Here is a 19,061-nt window from a genome sequence, read left to right as displayed (position 1 = left end):
TGGGATTAGTATCCGATTGCCCGGCGCGCATGACAGTCCGGAATCTCGATACTCATCGCATCGGCATAAATATTCTCCAGCTGGGTGGCGGCCGCTGCCCAACTGAACTGCTGGGCGTGATCGACGGCGGCTTCGCCCATGGCGATGCGGCGGGGGTCGTCGTCAAGCAACTGCTCTAGCGCGTCAGCCCAATCCTGCGCCGAATGGGAGTGAACGAGCAAGCCCGTGTCACCATCCGCGACGGCAATAGGCAAGCCGCCGACGGCCGCTGCCACCACGGGCGTTCCGGAGGCCTGCGCTTCCATGGCTACCAGCCCGAAAGACTCGTTATAGCTGGGCACCGCGACGATATCCGCGGCTTGATAGATGGCCACGAGCTCCTGCGGCGGGCGCGGGCTCAGGAAGCGCACGACGCGCTCCACCCCCAGCTCACGAGCGAGGTTGTGGTAGGCATCCGGCGAGGAATTCGCCCCAGAGGCACCGCCACAGATGATCACGCGCAGGCGACGATCCGGATCGCGCTCCATCAGCTCCGCGGCGGCGCGGATGAGCACGTCGGGGCCCTTGAACTTTTGCAGGCGACCCACAAAGGCCACGACTTTGGTGTGCAGCGGGATGCCCAGCTGGCGGCGGGCGCGCTCCGTCATACGGTCTGTACCCGGGGTATACAGCTCGGTATCTGCACCCGGGGAGACCACGACGATATTCTCCGGCGAGGCGTCGTAATGCTCGATCAGATCGCGGGTTTCCTGGGCGGTGTTGACCACCAGGATGTCGGCGTTATCCACCAGTTGCTGCTCGCAAATGCGGCGGGCTTCGGTTTCCGGGGTGTCATCGAGCGTGCGGTGCACGTTCTTCACCGCGGCCAGCGTGTGTGCGGTGTGGACAAGAGGGACGTCCCAAAGGTCACGCAGCAGCCAGCCCACCTGGCCGGAGAGCCAGTAGTGGGAGTGGATAACGTCATACTCCACCTCAAAACAGCGCGCGAAGTTGAAGATGCCGCCCGTGAACGCGGCCAGCTGCGTGGACAGTTCCTCCTTGCTGAGGCCTTCATAGGGTCCCGCCACAATATTGATGACGCGCAGGCGCTCCTCGACGTCCACCACTTCCCCCTGACTGGGGCGCGTGGCGCGAGTGAAAATATCGACCTCTACGCCGAGGCGCGCGAGCTGGCGGGCAGTGTTAAGAACATAGACATTCATGCCGCCCGCGTCCCCGGAACCGGGCTGTTCAAGGGGCGAGGTGTGCATGGAAATCATCGCGATGCGCATAATTTTCCAGTGTATCCCGAAACGAGCCGCGTTATACTGGCCCGTACCTCAACCTACGCGACCGAAAGGTGAATCGATGTCGGCATACGAGTCCAAGGCGTGGCTCCAGTACTACCCGGAGTGGACCCCGCACAGCTTGGAGTACGGGGACACCACGCTTCTCGACGTTTACGACAACAACCTCGCGCTCCACCCCGACAAGCCGGCAACCTACTTCTTCGGCCGCACGCAGACCTATGCCGAGTTGGACAAGCAGGTTCGCCGCGCAGCCGCCGGCCTTCGCGCCTTCGGCGTGCGCCCGGGAGACCGCGTTGCCATCGTCGCCCCCAACTGCCCGCAGTTCATCTCCGCCTTTTGGGCCGTACTCAAGCTGGGCGCCATCGCGGTGCTCCACAACCCGCTCTACACCGCCCACGAGCTGGAGGGCCTGTTTAAGAACCACGGCGCACGCATCGCCATTGCGTGGGATAAAACGGCCTCCACCTTGGAGAAGCTGCGCCCGACGACCTCCCTGGAGACCGTCGTCTCCATCAACATGATCAACGCGATGCCGACTCCGCAGCGCCTAGCCCTGCGCCTGCCTATTCCGCCGCTGAAGTCCAAGCGCGATCAGCTCACCGCCCCGGCCCCGAATACGGTGCCGTGGGAATCCCTCGTGGGCAACGCGATCGGCGGCGATGGTTCTGACGTCATCACCCCGGAGGAAGTCACCAAGGACACCACCGCGCTGATCCTCTACACCTCCGGCACCACTGGTAGCCCCAAGGGCGCGGAGCTGACCCACGGCAACCTCTTCTCCAATATCTTGATGGGCAAGCACTGGGTACCGGGCCTGGGCGATTCCCCTGAGCGCATGCTCGCCGCCCTCCCCTTCTTCCATGCCTATGGCCTGACCATGAACGCCACCTTGGCGCCGCTCATCGCCAGCGAGCTGGTGCTGCTTCCGAGCCCGCAGATGCCGCTCATCATGGATCTCATGAAGAAGCACACCCCAACCTGGGTGCCGGGTGTGCCGACCTTGTACGAGCGCATTGTGGCGAAGGCGGAAGAAAACGACGTCTCCCTCGATGGCGTGCGCGCGGCCTTCTCCGGTGCCTCGACCCTGCCGGTCAATACCGTGGAGAAGTGGGAAAAGTACACCGGTGGCCTGCTCGTGGAGGGCTATGGCCTGACGGAGTGTTCGCCCATCATCGTGGGCAACCCCATGAGCAACGACCGCCGCCCCGGCTACGTGGGCATCCCCTTCCCGGATACCGAAATTCGCATCGCCAACCCGGAGAACCTGGATGAGACCATGCCGGACGGCCAAGAAGGTGAGGTCCTGGCCCGCGGCCCGCAGATTTTCAAGGGCTACTTCGGCGATGAGGAAGCCACCGAGAAGGCCTTCCACAATGGCTGGTTCCGCACCGGTGATATGGGCGTGATGGAGGAAGATGGCTTCATCCGCTTGGTCAGCCGCATTAAGGAAATCATCATCACCGGCGGCTTCAACGTCTACCCCGGCGAGGTTGAGGAAACGCTGCTGGACCACCCAGACGTGGCGGAGGCCGCCGTGGTGGGCCGCCCGCGTTCGGACGGCTCGGAGGACGTCGTGGCCTGCATCGTGCTGAACGACGGCGCCGCGCTCGACCCCGAAGGCCTCAAGGACTACTGCCGCGAGCGCCTGACCCGCTACAAGGTGCCGCGCACCTTCTACCATTTTGAGAAGCTGGCCACGGACCAGCTGGGCAAGATTCGCCGCCGCGAGGTTCAGGCGGATCTACTGGAGCGCCTCAAGGCTGAATAATAGCGCTGCATAACCCCGGAGCGATCCCTGCGCGATAGACGCATATCACCGGGGTTATAATATTTTCACTCCTCTAAGCAACTTTGCTAATTTTTGCGAGACTTCTGTCACAAGTTGGTTATACTGTTCCACACATAATAAGTTTGACCACCTAAGGAGTTCGCGAACATGACCGAATCCCCTGCCCAGGCCCCCTCCGCCTTTGAGACGAAAGCCTGGCTCCAGTATTACCCTGAGTGGACTAAACCCAATCTGGATTACGGCACCGAAACGCTCTTGGACTCCTACCGAGAAACCGTGGAGAAATTCGGCGAAAGGCCCGCCACGTGGTTCTTTGGTCACCAGATGACCTACCGCGAACTCGACACCCACGTGCGCGCCGCCGCAGCGGGGCTTAAGGCCTTCGGCATTCGCCCCGGCGACCGCGTCGCCGTAGCGCTCCCCAACTGCCCCCAGCACGTGGCGGTCTTCTATGCCATCTTGAAGCTCGGGGCGACCGTCGTGGAGCATAACCCGCTCTACACCGCTGCTGAGCTCGAGCCCCTGTTCCAGGACCACGCCGCCCGCGTGGCCGTGGTCTGGGATAAGGCGAGCCCGGTCTTTGAGGAGCTGCGTGATTCCACGCCGCTGGAGACGATCGTTACGGTCAACATGATTGAGGCCATGCCGCGCCCCAAGCAGCTGCTACTGCGCTTGCCCCTTCCTTTCATTAAGGACAAGCGGGCCGAGCTTTCAGTTCCCGCCCCCAACACCGTTCCGTGGAGCACGCTCACAGGCCGCGCCATCGGCGGGCAGGGCCAGAAGCTCGAAGACGCCAAGGTCAACCGCGACGATACCGCACTAATCCTTTACACCTCCGGAACCACCGGCAGACCCAAGGGAGCGGAGCTGACCCACTCCAACCTGTACTGCAACATGAAGATGGCGGAAGCGTGGGTGCCCGAATTGGGCAAGAAGCCCGAGCGCATGCTCGCCGCCCTCCCCCTCTTCCACGTCTATGGACTCACCCTCATCGCCGCCCTTGGCGTACACATTGGCGGCGAGCTGGTCCTCACCCCTGCACCGAAGGTTCCTCTGCTCCTCGACATCATGAAGAAGCGCCTCCCCACCTGGATGCCGGGCGTGCCCACGATCTACTCCAAGGTTATGGAGGCAGCCAAGGAACAGAACATCGATCTCCACGGCATCGGGAACAGCCTCTCGGGCGCAGCAGCGCTACCAGAGGAGATCGTTGAGGAATGGGAGATGCTGACCGGCGGCCTGCTCGTGGAGGGCTATGGGCTCACGGAAACCTCGCCGATCGTGGCCGCAAACCCGCTCAACAAGAACCGCCGCCCCGGCTATATCGGCATCCCCTTCCCGGATACCGAGGTGCGCATCGGCAACCCAGACAACCTCAGCGAGACCCAGCCGGATGGCACCGCGGGCGAACTCCTCGTGCGCGGGCCGCAGGTGTTCAAAGGCTACTTCAACATGCCGGAGGCCACCGAGCAGTCCTTCCACGAAGGGTGGTACCGCACGGGTGACATGGCAATCATGGAATCCGATGGCTTCATCAAGATCGTCTCCCGCATCAAGGAAATGATCATTACCGGCGGCTTCAATGTGTACCCGGCCGAAGTGGAAGACGTTATCCGCCAGCACCCGGACGTTACCAACGTGGCCATCGTCGGCCGTCCGCGCGCGGACGGCTCCGAGGATGTCGTGGCCTGCATCATCCTGGAGGATGGCGCGGTGCTCGATCCAGAGGGCCTCAAGGACTACTGCCGCGAGCGCCTGACCCGCTACAAGGTACCGCGCACCTTCTACCACTTCGAGCACCTGGCCTCCGACCAGCTTGGCAAGGTCCGCCGCCGCGAAGTGCAGCAGGACCTCCTCAAACTGCTCGGCAAAGAAGCTTCCGCCTAAGCCGCGCGGTCGATATAGCGCATCACGCGCGTGGGGTTGAAGGTTCGGTAGAACGCTTCACCAGCACCGACAAGCTGGCTCACCAACGTGCTGAGCTGCCAATCCAGCTGCTCATCGGTGTAGCCCCACTTCGTGGGAATGCGGGCCGTGGCCACCAAGACCAGGTCCTGCCCATCGCCGCCATCGAGGTTCACCACCTCGATGCGCGCGGAGTAGACATACTGATCATCGTTCATAAACTCGGCCCAGCGCACGAGCGCGTCAAGGTCGCACGCACAGCGGCCGGAGGGCGTGACGAGGCGGAGTTCAATATCCCCGGAGCCATCACGAGCGGATTCAATAGTGATCGCGTGTTCATTGATGAGGATGCTCACGGCCCCGTTCCGGTGGTCCACCACGTGAACGGACGTGCCGATCATCGCCAGGCGCGTGGCGCGCTCGTGCACCCGCCACATCCCCACCGCTGAAACCCCATAGGCCTCGCTGAAATAGTGGGGCGATACCGGCTTAAGCCCAGACCCCTTCCGTGGCTTGGAGGGCTCTTCCGGAAACTGCTCATCTAGGCGCGCGAAGACCGCCGACATTTCGGCCGCATAGCCCGCGATAATGCTCTTGAGCTGAGCATTCGTGGCCGTCGACGGCAGATAAGGCGGCGCAAGGACCAGCAGGTGGGTATGCATAGTAGAGCTTCCACAGGGCTCGGCAACGAGGTTGCCAGAGATTCCACCGCCGTTGAGATCATTGACCTCCATGCGCAAAGGCTGCCGGTCCGGGTTGAAGCGCACTGCACCGCCCCAATACCCAAGGACACAGAGGCCGCCCATCTCTTCATTGACGTCGACACTTAAGAATCCGCCCGCAATTTTGATGGTAGGCAAGCCGGTGGAGAAATCTTCCTCCAGCTTTCCGGCCAGCTTGGTCATGGTTTTGATGACTCGGCTTTTGCTGAGCCGAGCTGGTGTCTTGTTTGTTTTCTCGGTTGCTGATTGAGACATAGTCCCCCCTTGTTTTTCTTTTCTTTCATGCTGCGCGAACCGATGCTGAGCCACCCCTGCTCCTCCCCGAGCCGCTGCAGTGAGGCCAAGAATACAAAAGGTTGCGCAACTTCGCGCGGCAGCGACGCGGCGAGTACCCCCACAACCCAAACGTGAGAAAAACCTCACATTTTCCGCGCGGGAGGCCGCTTTGCGCGAAGGCTTCGACTACGGTGGCACATCATGATTGTTCTGTAGGGCTAACTAATCTTGCCCACAGCTCTTCATAAAACCGTTCCCCATCAGCTCAAAAGAGGAAAGATGCCTGTTACTATGCTGCATTCCATGCCCCGCCCGGCCGTGCTTTTCGCCGGACAAGGCTCCGATTGGCAGGGTTTCATCGCCACCGCCGCGCAGTCTGCCGCCACTGCTGACACCCTGCGCGAGACCCTCGCCCAGGCACGCAGCCTCACCGGCCCCGCCGCACGCACCATCGCCTCCACGTGCCCCGGCGCGCTCGAGCGCCTCGAGCAGCTCATTGCGGGTTCCACCGAGTCCACGTCCCTCGATGCCCTGCCGGCGGTCTCCATCCCCGGCATCGTCCTCGGCCAGATTGCCGCTATCGAGCAGCTGCGTGACCTGGGCGTCGACATCGACGAGCGCGCTGGGCATTCGCAGGGCAGCTTGGGCGCGTTGGCCGTCGACAAGCCAGCGCAAGCCCTGGCCCTGGCCATCCTGATGGGCACGGCCGCCAGCGCGGTCAACGGCTCCGATCCGCGCTCCCAGATGCTGTCCATTCGCGGCCTGGAGCGCAGCTTCATCACCGAGTACCTGCACGGCACCGCCGCCATCGCCGTGGTCAACGGCCGCCGCCACTTTGCGCTGTCCGGCAGCCCGGAGGACCTGGCTGCCACCCGCACCGCCATCGACGAGGCCGTGAAGAGCTTCAACGCCGAGCTGGAGAAGCGTACCGTCGGCGGCGATGAGCTCAGCCCCCGCTTTGATGAGCTGCCCGTAGCGCTTCCCTTCCACAACGCGGTGCTCGCCCCAGCGGCCGAGCGCACCGTGACGCTGGCTAAGCAGTGCGGCCTCGACGTGGACGAAGCCCGCACCCAGGCCGAAGCCATCCTGGTCACCGAACACGACTGGCCGGCCACGCTCGCCGCGCTCGACTCCGAGCACCTCATTGTTCTCGACCGCGCCTTGGCGAACATCACCCGCCGCGTGGTGGAAGGCACGGGAGTCACGGTGGTCTCGGCCGCCACCCCGCAGGAGCTTGATGCGCTGGCGACGCCGGGCGCTGAACTGCCCAAGGCCCTGAACTACGCTGACTTCGCCCCGCGCACCATCGAGCTTCCCAATGGTCGCACCTATACCCAGACCCGCTTCTCCGATCTCACGGGCCTGTCCCCGATCATGCTGGGCGGCATGACGCCGACCTCCGCTGATGGTGAGATCGTGGCCGCGGCAGCCAACGCTGGCCACTGGACGGAGATGGCCGGCGGCGGCATGTACTCCGATGAGGTCTTCCGCGCCCACCTGGCCACAATGGAGCAGCACCTGCGCCCTGGCCGCACGGCGCAGTTCAACACCATGTTCTTTGACCGCTTCCTGTGGAACCTGCACTTCGGCCAGGCGCGCATCGTGCCCAAGGCACGCGCGGCCGGTGCGGCTTTCAACGGCGTGTGCATCTCCGCCGGTATCCCGGAAGTAGAGGAAGCTGGCGAGCTGCTGGACCGCCTTCACGCCGATGGTTTCCCCTTCATCTCCTTCAAGCCCGGCACCGCGAAGCAGATCCGGGATGTGCTGGCCATCGCCACGGCCTACCCGGAGGACCGCATCATCATGCAGGTCGAGGACGGCCACGCCGGCGGCCACCACTCCTGGGTCAACCTGGATGACATGCTGCTGGATACCTACGCCGAAATCCGCCAGCACCCCAACGTCTACTTGGCAGTCGGCGGCGGCATCGCCTCCCCGGATCGCGCCACCTCCTACCTCACCGGTGAATGGGCGAAGAAGCACGCTATGCCGACCATGCCTGTCGACGCCGTCTTCCTCGGCACCGTTGCCATGGCCACCAAGGAAGCCAAGGCCACCGATTCGGTGAAGGACCTGCTGGTCAACACTGAAGGCATTTCGCCTTCCAAGAACGGCGGATGGGTCGGCCGCGGCACCGGTGCGCACGGCGTGGCATCCTCGCAGTCCCACCTGTTAGCGGATATCCACGACCTGGATAATTCTTTCGCTGCAGCCTCGCGCCTGATTACTTCCTTGAGCATCGAGGAATACCCGGCCCACCGCCAGGAGATCATCGACGCCCTGGCCAAGACCTGCAAGCCTTACTTCGGCGATGTGGAGTCCATGACCTACGCGGAGTGGCTCGAGCGCTTCGTGGAGCTGGCCCACCCGTTCGTGGATCCCAGCTGGGATGACCGCTTCTTCGATCTCCTGCACCGCGTTGAGGCCCGCCTGAACCCGGCAGATCACGGCCAGATTGAAACTCTCTTCACCAGCGTTGAGGATGTCCACGATGCCCCGCAGGCCGTGGCCAAGCTGCTGGATGCTTACCCCGCCGCACGCAGCACCGAGGTCTCCGCGCGCGATGCCGCCTGGTGGATTTCCCTGCACTACAAGCACGTCAAGCCCATGCCATGGGTACCGGCTCTGGACGGTGACCTGAAGTCCTGGTTTGGCAAGGACACCCTCTGGCAGGCACAGGATGAGCGCTACACCGCTGACCAGGTGCGCATCATCCCCGGCCCCGTGGCCGTGGCGGGCATTACCAAGAAGAACGAGCCCGTGGCGGACCTGCTTGCCCGCTTCGAGCAGGCCACCACGGATGCGCTGCTGGAGCAGGGCTCGACCCCGCAGAAGGCTTTCTCCCGCCTGAACTCCGCCGCCGATGCGGCCGCATTCCTGCGCACTTCTCCTACCCTGCTGTGGCACGGCCACCTCATGGCCAACCCGGCTTATGAGATGGATGAGAACGCCTTCGACCTGCGCCAGGACGCCGAGGGCAACTGGGAGATTGTTATCACGGCGGACTCCTATTGGGATGACCTGCCGGAGGAGCAGCGCCCCTTCTACGTTCGCGAGGTCACCGTCCCTGTGGACCTGCCGGAGGATGTAGCCACGGGTGGCTCCCCGGTGGTCTCCGAGGAGCGCCTGCCTAACTCCGTCTTCACCCTCCTGGAGGGCTTGGCTGGTGTCGGCTCCACGGCGGAGCAGGGCGATGAGATCACTAAGATGCCCACCGTCGAGTCCGGCTACTCCTTCCACTTCCCTGCTTCGCTGCTCTCCGCACACAGCGCGGTGACCTGCGGTGAGTCCTCCACAGAGAAAGCCGGCACCCCGGATGTTCTGGTCGGCCCGTGCTGGCCGGCCATCTATGCCGCGCTCGGCTCCGGCCGCCTAGAGGATGGCTACCCGGTCATCGAAGGCCTGCTTAACGCGGTGCACTTGGACCACGTCATCGACCTGCGCGTGCCGCTGGAGCAGCTTGCCGACGGCCGCCAGATCGACGTCACCTCCTCCTGCACTGCCATCGAGGAATCCGTCTCCGGACGCATCGTCACGGTGGAGCTCGAGCTCAAGGATCACGCCTCCGGTGACATCGTGGCCACGCAGATGCACCGCTTTGCCATCCGCGGCCGCGCCACCGGCACCGCCGCACCGAGCCAAGCACCGGAGTGGGGCGGCGGCAAGTCCGCCACCAAGGTGGTGCCGACACCGCGCTCCTTCGTCGACCGCGCCACCGTCACCGCCCCGCAGGACATGACGCCCTTCGCGCTGGTCTCCGGTGACTATAACCCGATTCACACGTCCTATAACGCGGCCCAGCTGGTTAACCTGCAGGCACCGCTGGTGCACGGCATGTGGCTCTCGGCCGCCGCACAACAGGTGGCCGGGCGCCACGGCCGCGTGGTGGGCTGGACCTACTCCATGTACGGCATGGTGCAGCTGGGCGATGACATCGAGGTCACCGTCGAGCGCGTCGGCCGCAAGGGCATCCACCAGGCACTCGAAGTCACCTGCCGCATCGACGGCGAAGTCGTCTCCCGCGGCCAAGCCCTGCTCGCCGCGCCGACCACGGCCTACGTCTACCCCGGCCAGGGCATCCAGGCAGAGGGCATGGGCCAGGATGACCGCCAAGCTTCCCCGGCGGCACGCGAGGCCTGGCGCCGCGCCGATGCGCATACCCGCGCGAACCTGGGCTTTAGCATCCAGAAGATCATCGATGAGAACCCGACGGAGCTCACCGTCCGCGGCACCACCTTCCGCCACCCGCAGGGCGTGCTGCACCTGACCCAATTCACGCAGGTAGCCCTGGCCGTCGTGGCCTATGCCCAAACCGAACGCCTGCGCGCCGAGGACACCCTGGCGCCGACTTCTTACTTCGCCGGCCACTCTCTGGGCGAGTACACAGCACTGGCCTCGCTGGCGAATATCTTCGACCTCGAGGGGGTCATCGACATCGTCTATTCCCGCGGCTCCGCCATGGGCAGCCTGGTGCCGCGCGATGCTGAAGGAAATTCCGAGTACGCCATGGCCGCACTTCGCCCGAACATGGCGGGTATTGATGCCGACAACGTCGACGCTTGGGTGGCTGAGGTCTCCGAGGCCACCGGTGAGTTCCTGGAGATTGTTAACTACAACATCCGCGGCCAGCAGTACTCCGTCGCCGGCACCAAGAAGGGACTCAAGGCCCTGGTAGACAAGGCCAATGCCATCGCCCCGCGCGCAGCCGTTATGGTCCCGGGGATTGATGTTCCTTTCCACTCCCGTGTGCTGCGCGAGGGCGTGCCGGCCTTCGCTGAGAAGCTCGATGAGCTGCTGCCGCAGGAGCTGGACCTCGATGCCCTGGTAGGCCGCTATATCCCGAACCTGGTGGCCCGCCCCTTCGAGCTCACCCAAGACTTCGTCGACGCCGTGGCACCGCTGGCTCCCTCCGGCAAGCTGGACGGGCTGAAGGTGGAGGATCTTTCCGAGCACGAGCTCGCCCGCCTGCTGCTCATCGAGCTACTGTCCTGGCAGTTCGCTTCGCCTGTGCGCTGGATTGAGACCCAGGAGCTCCTCTTTGGCAAGGTCGAGCAGATCATCGAGGTCGGCCTGGCTTCTTCCCCGACGCTGACCAACCTGGCTACCCGCTCGCTGGCCGTCGCCGGCATCCCGGAGGGCACCATCCGCGTGCTCAACGTAGAGCGCGACCAGGAGCAGGTCATGCTTGCCGACGTCTCCGAAGCCCCCGCCGCCGCACCGGCTGCGGAATCCGACGTCGAGGAGGCACCACAAGCCAACGAGGCACCAGCCGAGGCTGCTGAGGCTCCGGCTGCGGCCGCGCCGGCTGCCGCACCTGCTCCTGCGCCTACCGCGGCAGCCGCCTCCGGCGACGCCCCGGAGCTGCGCTTTGGTGCTGCGGAGGCCATCATGGTGCTCTTCGCCTTCCAGAACAAGATCCGCGTGGACCAGATCGCGGACTCCGACACCGTGGAGGAGCTGACCAACGGTGTGTCCTCTCGCCGTAACCAGCTGCTCATGGACATGTCCGCGGAAATCGGCGTGCCCGCCATCGATGGCGCCGCCGATGCCGACGTGGCCACGCTGCGCGAGAAGGTCGCCACCGCCGCCCCAGGCTACTCCGCGTTCGGCCCGGTTCTGGGTGAGGCCGTCGGCGCGCGCCTACGCCAGCTCTTCGGCGCGGCGGGCCTTAAGCCCACCGCCGTGGCGGACTACGTCACCGGCACCTGGGGCCTGCCCGAGTCCTGGGTTGCCCACGTCGAGGCGGAGATTCTGCTGGGCTCCCGCGAGGAGGACTCGGTGCGCGGCGGCTCGCTGAGCACCGTGCCGGCGAGCGCTACCTCCAAGTCCGCAGCACACGAGCTGATCGACGCCGCCGTCCAGGCCGTCGCCGCTACCCACGGTGCATCCGTATCCAAGGGCACGGCCGCCGGTGGCGCCGGTGGCGGTGCCGTGGTTGACTCCGCTGCGCTCGATGCCTTTGCCGAGACCGTCACTGGTGAGAGCGGCGTGCTGGCGACTGTCGCCCGCCAGGTTCTTTCCCAGCTGGGCCTAGACTCCGAACCGGAGCTCATCGAGGCACCTGATACCACCGTCATCGATGCCGTCGAGGCAGAGCTCGGCTCCGGCTGGCTCAAGTCCGTCACGCCCTCCTTCGATGCGAACAAGGCCGTGCTTTTCGACGACTCCTGGGCCATCGCCCGCGAGCGCCTCGCCCGCCTGGCACTGGGCCAAGCCGAGTACCCGGTGGACAGCTTCCGCGGTGCCGGCGAGGATCTGGCGCGTCAGGCGCGCTGGTGGAAGCGCGAGGATATCGCCAAGGCCGCAATGGACACCACCCCCGGCGCGTATGCCGGTGAGGTTGCCCTGGTCACGGGTGCTGCCCCTGGTTCCATCGCCACCGCGCTGGTGGAGCGCCTGCTGGAGGGCGGCGCAACCGTCATCATGACTGCCTCTCGTGTCAGCCAGGCCCGCAAGGAATTCGCGCGCACGCTCTACGCCGAGCACGGGGCTGCTGGTTCCGCCTTGTGGCTGGTCCCGGCAAACCTGTCGAGCTTCCGCGATATCGATGCGCTCATCGACTGGATCGGCTCCGAGCAACGCGAGTCCGTGGGCAACGAGGTCAAGATCCTCAAACCGGCCCTCACTCCGACGCTGGCCTTCCCCTTCGCCGCGCCGAGCGTATCCGGCTCGCTGGCGGATGCCTCCGGTACCACCGAGGCGCAGGCCCGCTTGCTGCTGTGGTCCGTCGAGCGCACCATCGCGGGGCTGGCACGGCTGAGCCAGGAGGATGTGGACAAGCGCTGCCACGTTGTCCTGCCGGGCTCGCCCAACCGCGGCACCTTCGGTGGCGACGGCGCCTACGGCGAGGTCAAGGCAGCACTCGATGCCATCCTCAACAAGTGGAAAGTCGAAGCCGGTTGGCCGCAGGGTGTCACGCTGGCGCAGGCCAAGATCGGCTGGGTCGCCGGCACGCACCTCATGGGCGGCAACGATGGGCTGGTGCCCGCTGCCGAGAAGGCCGGCATCAAGGTGTGGAGCCCGGAGGAGATTTCCGCCGAGCTCATGGACCTGGCCAGCGCCGATTCGCGCGAGCAGGCAGCTCACGCCCCGGTGGAGAAGGACCTCACCGGCGGCTTGGAGGGCTTCTCCCTCAAGGAGCTCGCCGCAGATGTGGAGCCGGCAGGAACCACTGGCGCAGCTGCACATGAGGAAAAGGACGCCCCCGCCACCATCACCGCACTGCCCAACCAGGTACAAGCAGTACAGCCTGGCCTGGAGGAAGAAGTTGGCCAAGTCACCACGGACCTGGAGGACATGGTGGTCATCGCCGGTATCGGCGAGGTCTCCTCGTGGGGCTCCGGCCGCACGCGCTTCGAGGCCGAGTATGGCCTGCAGCGCGATGGTTCCGCGGAACTGACCGCCGCTGGCGTACTGGAGCTGGCCTGGATGACCGGGCTGGTGGAATGGCGCGAGGACCCACACCCGGGCTGGTTCGTCGTGGAGAGCGATGAGGAGATCGCCGAGGAGGACATCTTCGAGCGCTTCCGCGATGAGGTCGTCGCACGCTCCGGCGTGCGCACCCTGACGGATAAGTACCACCTCACCGACCGCGGCTCCATTGACCTGACCACCGTCTTCCTGGACCGCGACGTCACCTTCACCGTGGATTCGGAGGCCACCGCCCGCGATATCCAGGAAGCGGACCCGGAGTTCGTCAGCATCGTCGAGGTGGACGGCGAATGGCAGGTCACCCGCCGCCAGGGTGCGACCGTCAAGGTGCCGCGCAAGGCCACGCTGACCCGCACCGTCGCCGCCCAGATGCCGGATGACTTCGACGCCGCCAAGTGGGGCATCCCAGAGCACATGCTCGACTCCCTGGACCGCATGGCGGTGTGGAACCTGGTCAGCGCGGTGGATGCCTTCACCCAGGCCGGCTTTTCCCCGGCGGAGCTGCTGCGCTCCATCCACCCGGGCCAAGTAGCCACCACGCAGGGCACCGGTATCGGTGGCATGGAATCCCTGCACAAGGTCTTCGTCACCCGCTTCCTCGGTGAGGAGCGCCCGTCCGACATCCTGCAGGAGGCCCTGCCGAACGTCATCGCGGCGCACACCATGCAGTCCCTGGTGGGCGGCTACGGTTCCATGATTCACCCCATCGGCGCCTGCGCTACCGCAGCGGTGTCGATTGAGGAAGCTGTGGACAAGATTGCCTTGGGCAAGGCCGATGTGGTCGTGGCCGGCGGTATCGACGATGTCCAGGTGGAGTCCCTCCAGGGCTTCGGCGATATGAACGCCACCGCGGAGACCGCCAAGATGACCGCCAAGGGAATCGATGATCGCTTCATCTCCCGCGCCAACGACCGCCGCCGCGGCGGCTTCCTCGAAGGCGAGGGCGGCGGCACGGTCCTGCTAGTTCGTGCCTCACTAGCAGCCGACTTAGGATTGCCGGTGCTCGCGGTGGTCGCGCACGCGGCCTCCTATGGCGACGGCGCCCACACCTCCATCCCGGCCCCGGGCCTGGGTGCGCTGGGTGCTGGCCGCGGCCGGGAGAACTCCCGCCTGGCGCGCTCGCTGCGCGGTCTGGGCCTGACGCCCAACGACGTCACGGTCCTGTCCAAGCACGACACCTCCACCAACGCCAACGACCCCAACGAGTCGGAGCTGCACTCCCTGCTGTGGCCAGCGATTGGCCGCGATGAGGATCAGCCGATGTTCGTCATCTCCCAAAAGACGCTCACCGGTCACTCCAAAGCGGGTGCCGCGCTCTTCCAGACCGGCGGCATCATCGACGTCTTCCGCACGCACCGCATCCCGGCGAACGTGTCCCTGGACTGCGTCGACCCGCTCATCGCCCCGAAGGCGCCGAACCTGGTGTGGCTGCGCTCCCCGCTGGACCTCGCAGCGGCGGGACGCAGCGTGAAGGCAGCGGCACTGACCTCGCTTGGCTTCGGCCACGTCAGCGCGCTCATCGTTTACGCCCACCCCGGCGTGTTTGAGCAGGCCGTGTCCCAGCAGCGCGGGGCGGACGCCGCCGCCTCGTGGCGTGAGCGCGCTGAGCAGCGCCTGCGTACTGGCCGCGCACACTTCGAGGCCGGCATGCTCGGCCGCGCCCCGCTCTTCAAGGTCATCGAGGGCCGCCGCCTCCCGGCACGCGACGCCAAGGTGATGATTGACGGCTACGGCCTCGTAGACGCCGACAAGGCCGCGGAAATCTCCATGCTCCTCGACGCCGATGCGCGCCTGGGCACAAACGGGGAGTTCCCGAGTGCGTAGCCTCTAGCAATCAGGGCCAGTTCGTACTTGAACTGGCCCTTTACTTTTGCCCAAGCATCGTTTCGCTTTATGTCGCGACGATGTTTGCTCACCGACTCTTTTCAATCAGGAGAAGCCAATTCTCCTTGAAGCTGCGCATCTTCGAGGCCTTCGACATGCCTCTCAAACGGAGCAAATATTGCGCTTAGAATCCGCCGTCTAACTTGATAGCTTCCTTCAGCACCGTTCTGTTTCCAATAGTCTTTAACAAAGCAGTGACTCACGATAAGAGTTATCTGGCGCATTGCGCTCGCAGCCCACCGGGATAACAGCTATCCCAGTAAACTAAGATATCGATCTACCGAGATAAGCCTTATCCCCGATGCCCCAAGCGCATGACAGGAGTCAACTGTGGCAAAGACAGTCGAATTGGAATGGATCCCTGCTGATGGCAGCGGTCTTTCTAGACGCGCCAAGCAAGGCGGGAAGTATTATGCTTTTGTTCCCGATCCCCTCGCAGACATGTCTTTGAAGCTGCCGTCCGAGCTCTCACGACGTATCGTTCGCATCGAGCGGGAGATTCACAATCTTGGGATGAGAGACAATACCCACTCCCTTGAAGGAGTTGCGCGACTCCTGCTCCGTTCTGAGGCCGTCGCTTCCTCCAGGATCGAGGGAATCGCTCCCAACTCCGACAAAGTGGCCATGGCGATCCTCGCGCGTGAATCAGATTCCGAAATTCGAGGTTTCAAAGAATCCGCAACAGCTGTCGCCCGCAATGTCGCCATCCTCGACACCATCAATACGGACTTGGCTTACAAAGACGAGCTGGTCCTGGATGACATTGTTGCAATGCAGACAGCGCTCGTTGCAGAAAAGCCTTTACAAGGAGTACGTACTACTCAAAACTGGATTGGCGGGTCTGACTATCACCCCATCGATGCGGCTTTTGTCCCCCCGCCTCCTGCACAAGTCCCAGGACTCCTCGACGATCTCATTGAATACTTCAACGGGGCAGACCACGCCGCGCTTGTTCAAGCAGCGCTCGTTCATGCGCAGTTCGAGACCATCCACCCATTCCCGGATGGGAATGGACGCGTGGGGCGAGCTATGGTTCACGCGCTTTTGCAGCGCAGAGGGCTCACCGATGCTGCAGTTCTCCCCGTCAGTATGGTTCTGGCAACGCTCGGTGACCGTTACGTCGACGGACTCACGAAATTCCGCGAGGGTGACGTGCTGGCATGGATCTCTTTCTTCGTCGAGGCAGCACAAGTCGCCACCACCAAAGCAGCTGAACTTGCGGATAGCGTCGCCGCCCTAGAAGCAGAATGGATGGACAAGGTCAATCGCCATCGCACTACGCAAGGAAGCAAGCGCGCATTGAAATCGAATTCGACGGAGTTCCAACTGCTCAAGAAGCTTCCTGCCATGCCTTTGGTCACGGTGCCCATCGTGAAGTCCGAGCTGGGGATTTCATCGACAAGCACGGCCCGAGATGCTCTCGATTCACTCACCGACGCTGGCATTCTGCGTAAGAAAGTAATCGGTGCGGGCGGGCTTCTCGGGTACTTCGCTGACGATGTTTTCATGTTAGTCGACGATGCTGAACGCCAACTCGCCTCGACGCAGTTTAATACTCGGCTTTCACCTCCGACCGGCCGAGCAGTTCCAGCCCTTCGCGATAAATAAGCAGTAATCACTAGTGGTCACGCCCTTCGTTTCCTTACACAAGGCAAAGCGTCGTGCTGGTGCGACGCTGCAGGAGGGGACATCGGAAAGCTTGAAAGGGACCGTCACTAAAAGTGACGGTCCCATCATGGCGCAGGTTAGGTGCCCTTAACGTTGAGGATCTGGCGCAGGGTGTGCTTGACCTCAACGAGCTGGGCGGCATCGGCCATCACGCGGTCGATGTCCTTGTAGGCGTCCGGAATCTCATCGACGAACTCGGCGCCGGGACGATAGACGATCCCTTCCATGCGTGCGGCAAGGTCCGCCTCGGTGAAGCGGGCCTTGGCCTGGGTGCGCGACATGACGCGACCCGCGCCGTGCGGCGCAGACTTGAGGCCCGGCGGGTAGCCCTTGCCTTCCACGACGTAGCTAGCGGTGCCCATCGAGCCGGGGATGAGGCCGCGGTCGCCTTCGTCCGCCTTGATGGCGCCCTTACGCGTGAGCCACACGTTCTTACCGTAGTGGTTCTCGCGCTGGGTGTAGTTGTGGTGGCAGTTGATGCGCTCAAGTTCAAGCGTCTCCCGATCCGCGCCAGACCAGGTGGCGACGCAGTCGAGGAAACGATCCATCATCTCATCGCGGTTGAGCAGCGCAAAGTGCTGTGCCCAGTGGAGATCCGCAATGTAGGAGTCGAACTCGGGCGTGCCCTCGACGAGGTAGGCCAGGTCCTTGTCCGCGAGCTGGATCCAGTGCTTCTTGCAGTGGCGCTGCGCGGCCTTGATGTGCTTCTGTGCAATCTTGTTACCCACGCCGCGCGAGCCAGAATGCAGGAACAGCCAGACGCGGTCTGATTCGTCGAGACACAGCTCGATGAAGTGGTTGCCGCCGCCCAAGCTGCCCAGCTGCTGACGCCAATTCTTCGAATGACTAAGGTCCACGCCGGTGTCCTGGGCCAGCTGCGCGAGCTCACGCGTGCGGGCCTCGGTGCGCGGGTCCATGATCCAGCCGTTGTAGTTTCCGGGCGAGAGCGGAATGGAGTCTTCGACTGCGGTGCGCAGGTCCTCGAGAGCGAAGTCCTGGATATCCGCGTGCGTGAGGTGGGTCCGCACGGCGATCATGCCGCAGCCGATGTCCACGCCGACGGCCGCCGGGATGACGGCACGCAGCGTGCCGAAGACGGTGCCGACCGAGGAGCCCTTGCCAAAGTGGGCATCAGGCATGAGCGCCACGTGTGGGTGGACGAAGGGCAGGTCAGCGACGAGTTGTGCCTGCGCCACCGTCTTGTCTTCAACAATGGAGGCGAAGTTGTGCAGGCGCATAAGAGAGCCTTTCTCTGCGTTTGCGTAACGCAGTTCGTGAGAAAGGGCCTGCTTGGGCGGCTGACTTGTAAGCTGTGCGCGCGGGTCGCGCGGCTGGCACCAACGTCCGGGATAAGCAGGGCCGCTTTCCCGGGGAATGGTCAAGTCAGCCTGTTAGAAGAGTTGCTTAAAGAGGCGTCCTAGCGGCTGATTGTTATAGGTCATCATCGCGGTTCGCCTCCTTTTTGCTTTCTTGTTCTTCTTTCGGGCTGTTAGTGCTGCGTGTGAGCCTACACGATGTACGCGATTTCTGCATGCGATTGATGATGCAAGGAAATTCACCCAGCCACGAAAACTTGACACCGTCCATTCAGCCGCATTCAGTGCCTGCTCATTTGTTCGTCCGTCTGGCGGGGTGTCGTGCGCCGTGATAAGCTTTGTTCAATCATTCAGCCCGCCTCGACCTAGTCGAGAGTGGGCTGGATCTTTATCTGGGTTATACAGCAAGATTGCGCTGGGCAAGGCCGACGTCGTCGTCGCCGGCGGCATCGACGACGTTCAAGTCGAGTCGCTGCAAGGCTTTGGCGACATGAACGCCACCGCAGAGACTGCAGCGATGGCTGCGAAGGGCATCGACGAGCGCTTCATCTCCCGCGCCAACGACCGCCGCCGCGGCGGCTTCCTCGAAGGCGAGGGCGGCGGCACCGTCCTGCTTGTGCGAGGTAGTCTCGCGCAAGAGCTGGGCCTTCCGGTGCTCGCCGTGGTCGCCCACGCCGCTTCCTACGGCGACGGCGCCCACACCTCCATCCCGGCGAACGTGTCCCTGGATTGCGTCGACCCGCTCATCGCACCGAAGGCGCCGAACCTGGTGTGGCTGCGC

At 63.9% G+C, this 19,061-nt stretch carries 7 protein-coding genes and 1 pseudogene; 5 read left to right on the top strand and 3 right to left on the bottom strand.

The genetic code is table 11. The annotated features are described in order from the left end of the window. Positions 1 to 5: 5 nt before the first annotated feature. A complete protein-coding gene (mshA, locus tag HMPREF2943_RS05445; protein ID WP_070443953.1) occupies positions 6 to 1,271 on the bottom strand; it encodes a D-inositol-3-phosphate glycosyltransferase in 1,266 nt (421 codons plus the stop codon). Positions 1,272 to 1,347: 76 nt separating this feature from the next. On the opposite strand from mshA, the gene HMPREF2943_RS05440 reads away from it, so the two are divergent. Next, positions 1,348 to 3,057, top strand: coding sequence for a long-chain-fatty-acid--CoA ligase (locus HMPREF2943_RS05440; RefSeq protein WP_070711019.1), 1,710 nt, complete (start codon positions 1,348 to 1,350; stop codon positions 3,055 to 3,057). A gap of 168 nt (positions 3,058 to 3,225) precedes the next feature. Further along, positions 3,226 to 4,965: a long-chain-fatty-acid--CoA ligase gene (locus HMPREF2943_RS05435; RefSeq protein ID WP_070711018.1), complete on the top strand. Its 1,740-nt coding sequence runs from the start codon at positions 3,226 to 3,228 to the stop codon at positions 4,963 to 4,965. Here HMPREF2943_RS05435 and HMPREF2943_RS05430 read toward each other — a convergent pair. Continuing rightward, a complete protein-coding gene (locus HMPREF2943_RS05430) occupies positions 4,962 to 5,960 on the bottom strand; it encodes a hypothetical protein (protein WP_141754778.1) in 999 nt (332 codons plus the stop codon). The two genes, HMPREF2943_RS05435 and HMPREF2943_RS05430, sit on opposite strands and share 4 nt — an antisense overlap. 300 nt (positions 5,961 to 6,260) lie before the next feature. Between HMPREF2943_RS05430 and HMPREF2943_RS05425 the strand changes: the two genes are divergently transcribed. Both HMPREF2943_RS05425 and HMPREF2943_RS12495 read left to right on the top strand, forming a co-directional pair. Then, entirely contained in the window at positions 6,261 to 15,236 is an 8,976-nt protein-coding gene (locus HMPREF2943_RS05425; protein WP_070711016.1) for a type I polyketide synthase, read from the top strand. Positions 15,237 to 15,626: 390 nt separating this feature from the next. Next, positions 15,627 to 16,904 carry a Fic family protein gene (locus tag HMPREF2943_RS12495; RefSeq protein ID WP_070645765.1) on the top strand — a complete coding sequence of 426 codons (1,278 nt, stop codon included), beginning with the start codon at positions 15,627 to 15,629 and terminating at the stop codon, positions 16,902 to 16,904. A gap of 137 nt (positions 16,905 to 17,041) precedes the next feature. Here HMPREF2943_RS12495 and HMPREF2943_RS05415 read toward each other — a convergent pair whose 3' ends face one another. Next, a complete protein-coding gene (locus tag HMPREF2943_RS05415) occupies positions 17,042 to 18,202 on the bottom strand; it encodes an RtcB family protein (protein WP_070645764.1) in 1,161 nt (386 codons plus the stop codon). A gap of 484 nt (positions 18,203 to 18,686) precedes the next feature. Here HMPREF2943_RS05415 and HMPREF2943_RS12375 point away from each other — a divergent pair. Next, a pseudogene (locus tag HMPREF2943_RS12375) lies at positions 18,687 to 19,061 on the top strand (beta-ketoacyl synthase N-terminal-like domain-containing protein); the annotation flags it as partial.

The organism is Corynebacterium sp. HMSC072D12, assembly GCF_001813925.1.
Taxonomy (GTDB): domain Bacteria; phylum Actinomycetota; class Actinomycetes; order Mycobacteriales; family Mycobacteriaceae; genus Corynebacterium; species Corynebacterium aurimucosum.
The sequence above is the reverse complement of the archived record's forward strand: the minus strand, read 5'-3'. Positions and strand labels throughout refer to the sequence as shown.

Coding starts and splice junctions, on each gene's coding strand:
- HMPREF2943_RS05430 (WP_141754778.1), bottom strand. CDS start 5,960: ATGTCTCAATCAGCAACCGAGAAAACAAACAAGACACCAGCTCGGCTC.
- mshA (WP_070443953.1), bottom strand. CDS start 1,271: ATGCGCATCGCGATGATTTCCATGCACACCTCGCCCCTTGAACAGCCC.
- HMPREF2943_RS05435 (WP_070711018.1), top strand. CDS start 3,226: ATGACCGAATCCCCTGCCCAGGCCCCCTCCGCCTTTGAGACGAAAGCC.
- HMPREF2943_RS05415 (WP_070645764.1), bottom strand. CDS start 18,202: ATGCGCCTGCACAACTTCGCCTCCATTGTTGAAGACAAGACGGTGGCG.
- HMPREF2943_RS05425 (WP_070711016.1), top strand. CDS start 6,261: ATGCCTGTTACTATGCTGCATTCCATGCCCCGCCCGGCCGTGCTTTTC.
- HMPREF2943_RS05440 (WP_070711019.1), top strand. CDS start 1,348: ATGTCGGCATACGAGTCCAAGGCGTGGCTCCAGTACTACCCGGAGTGG.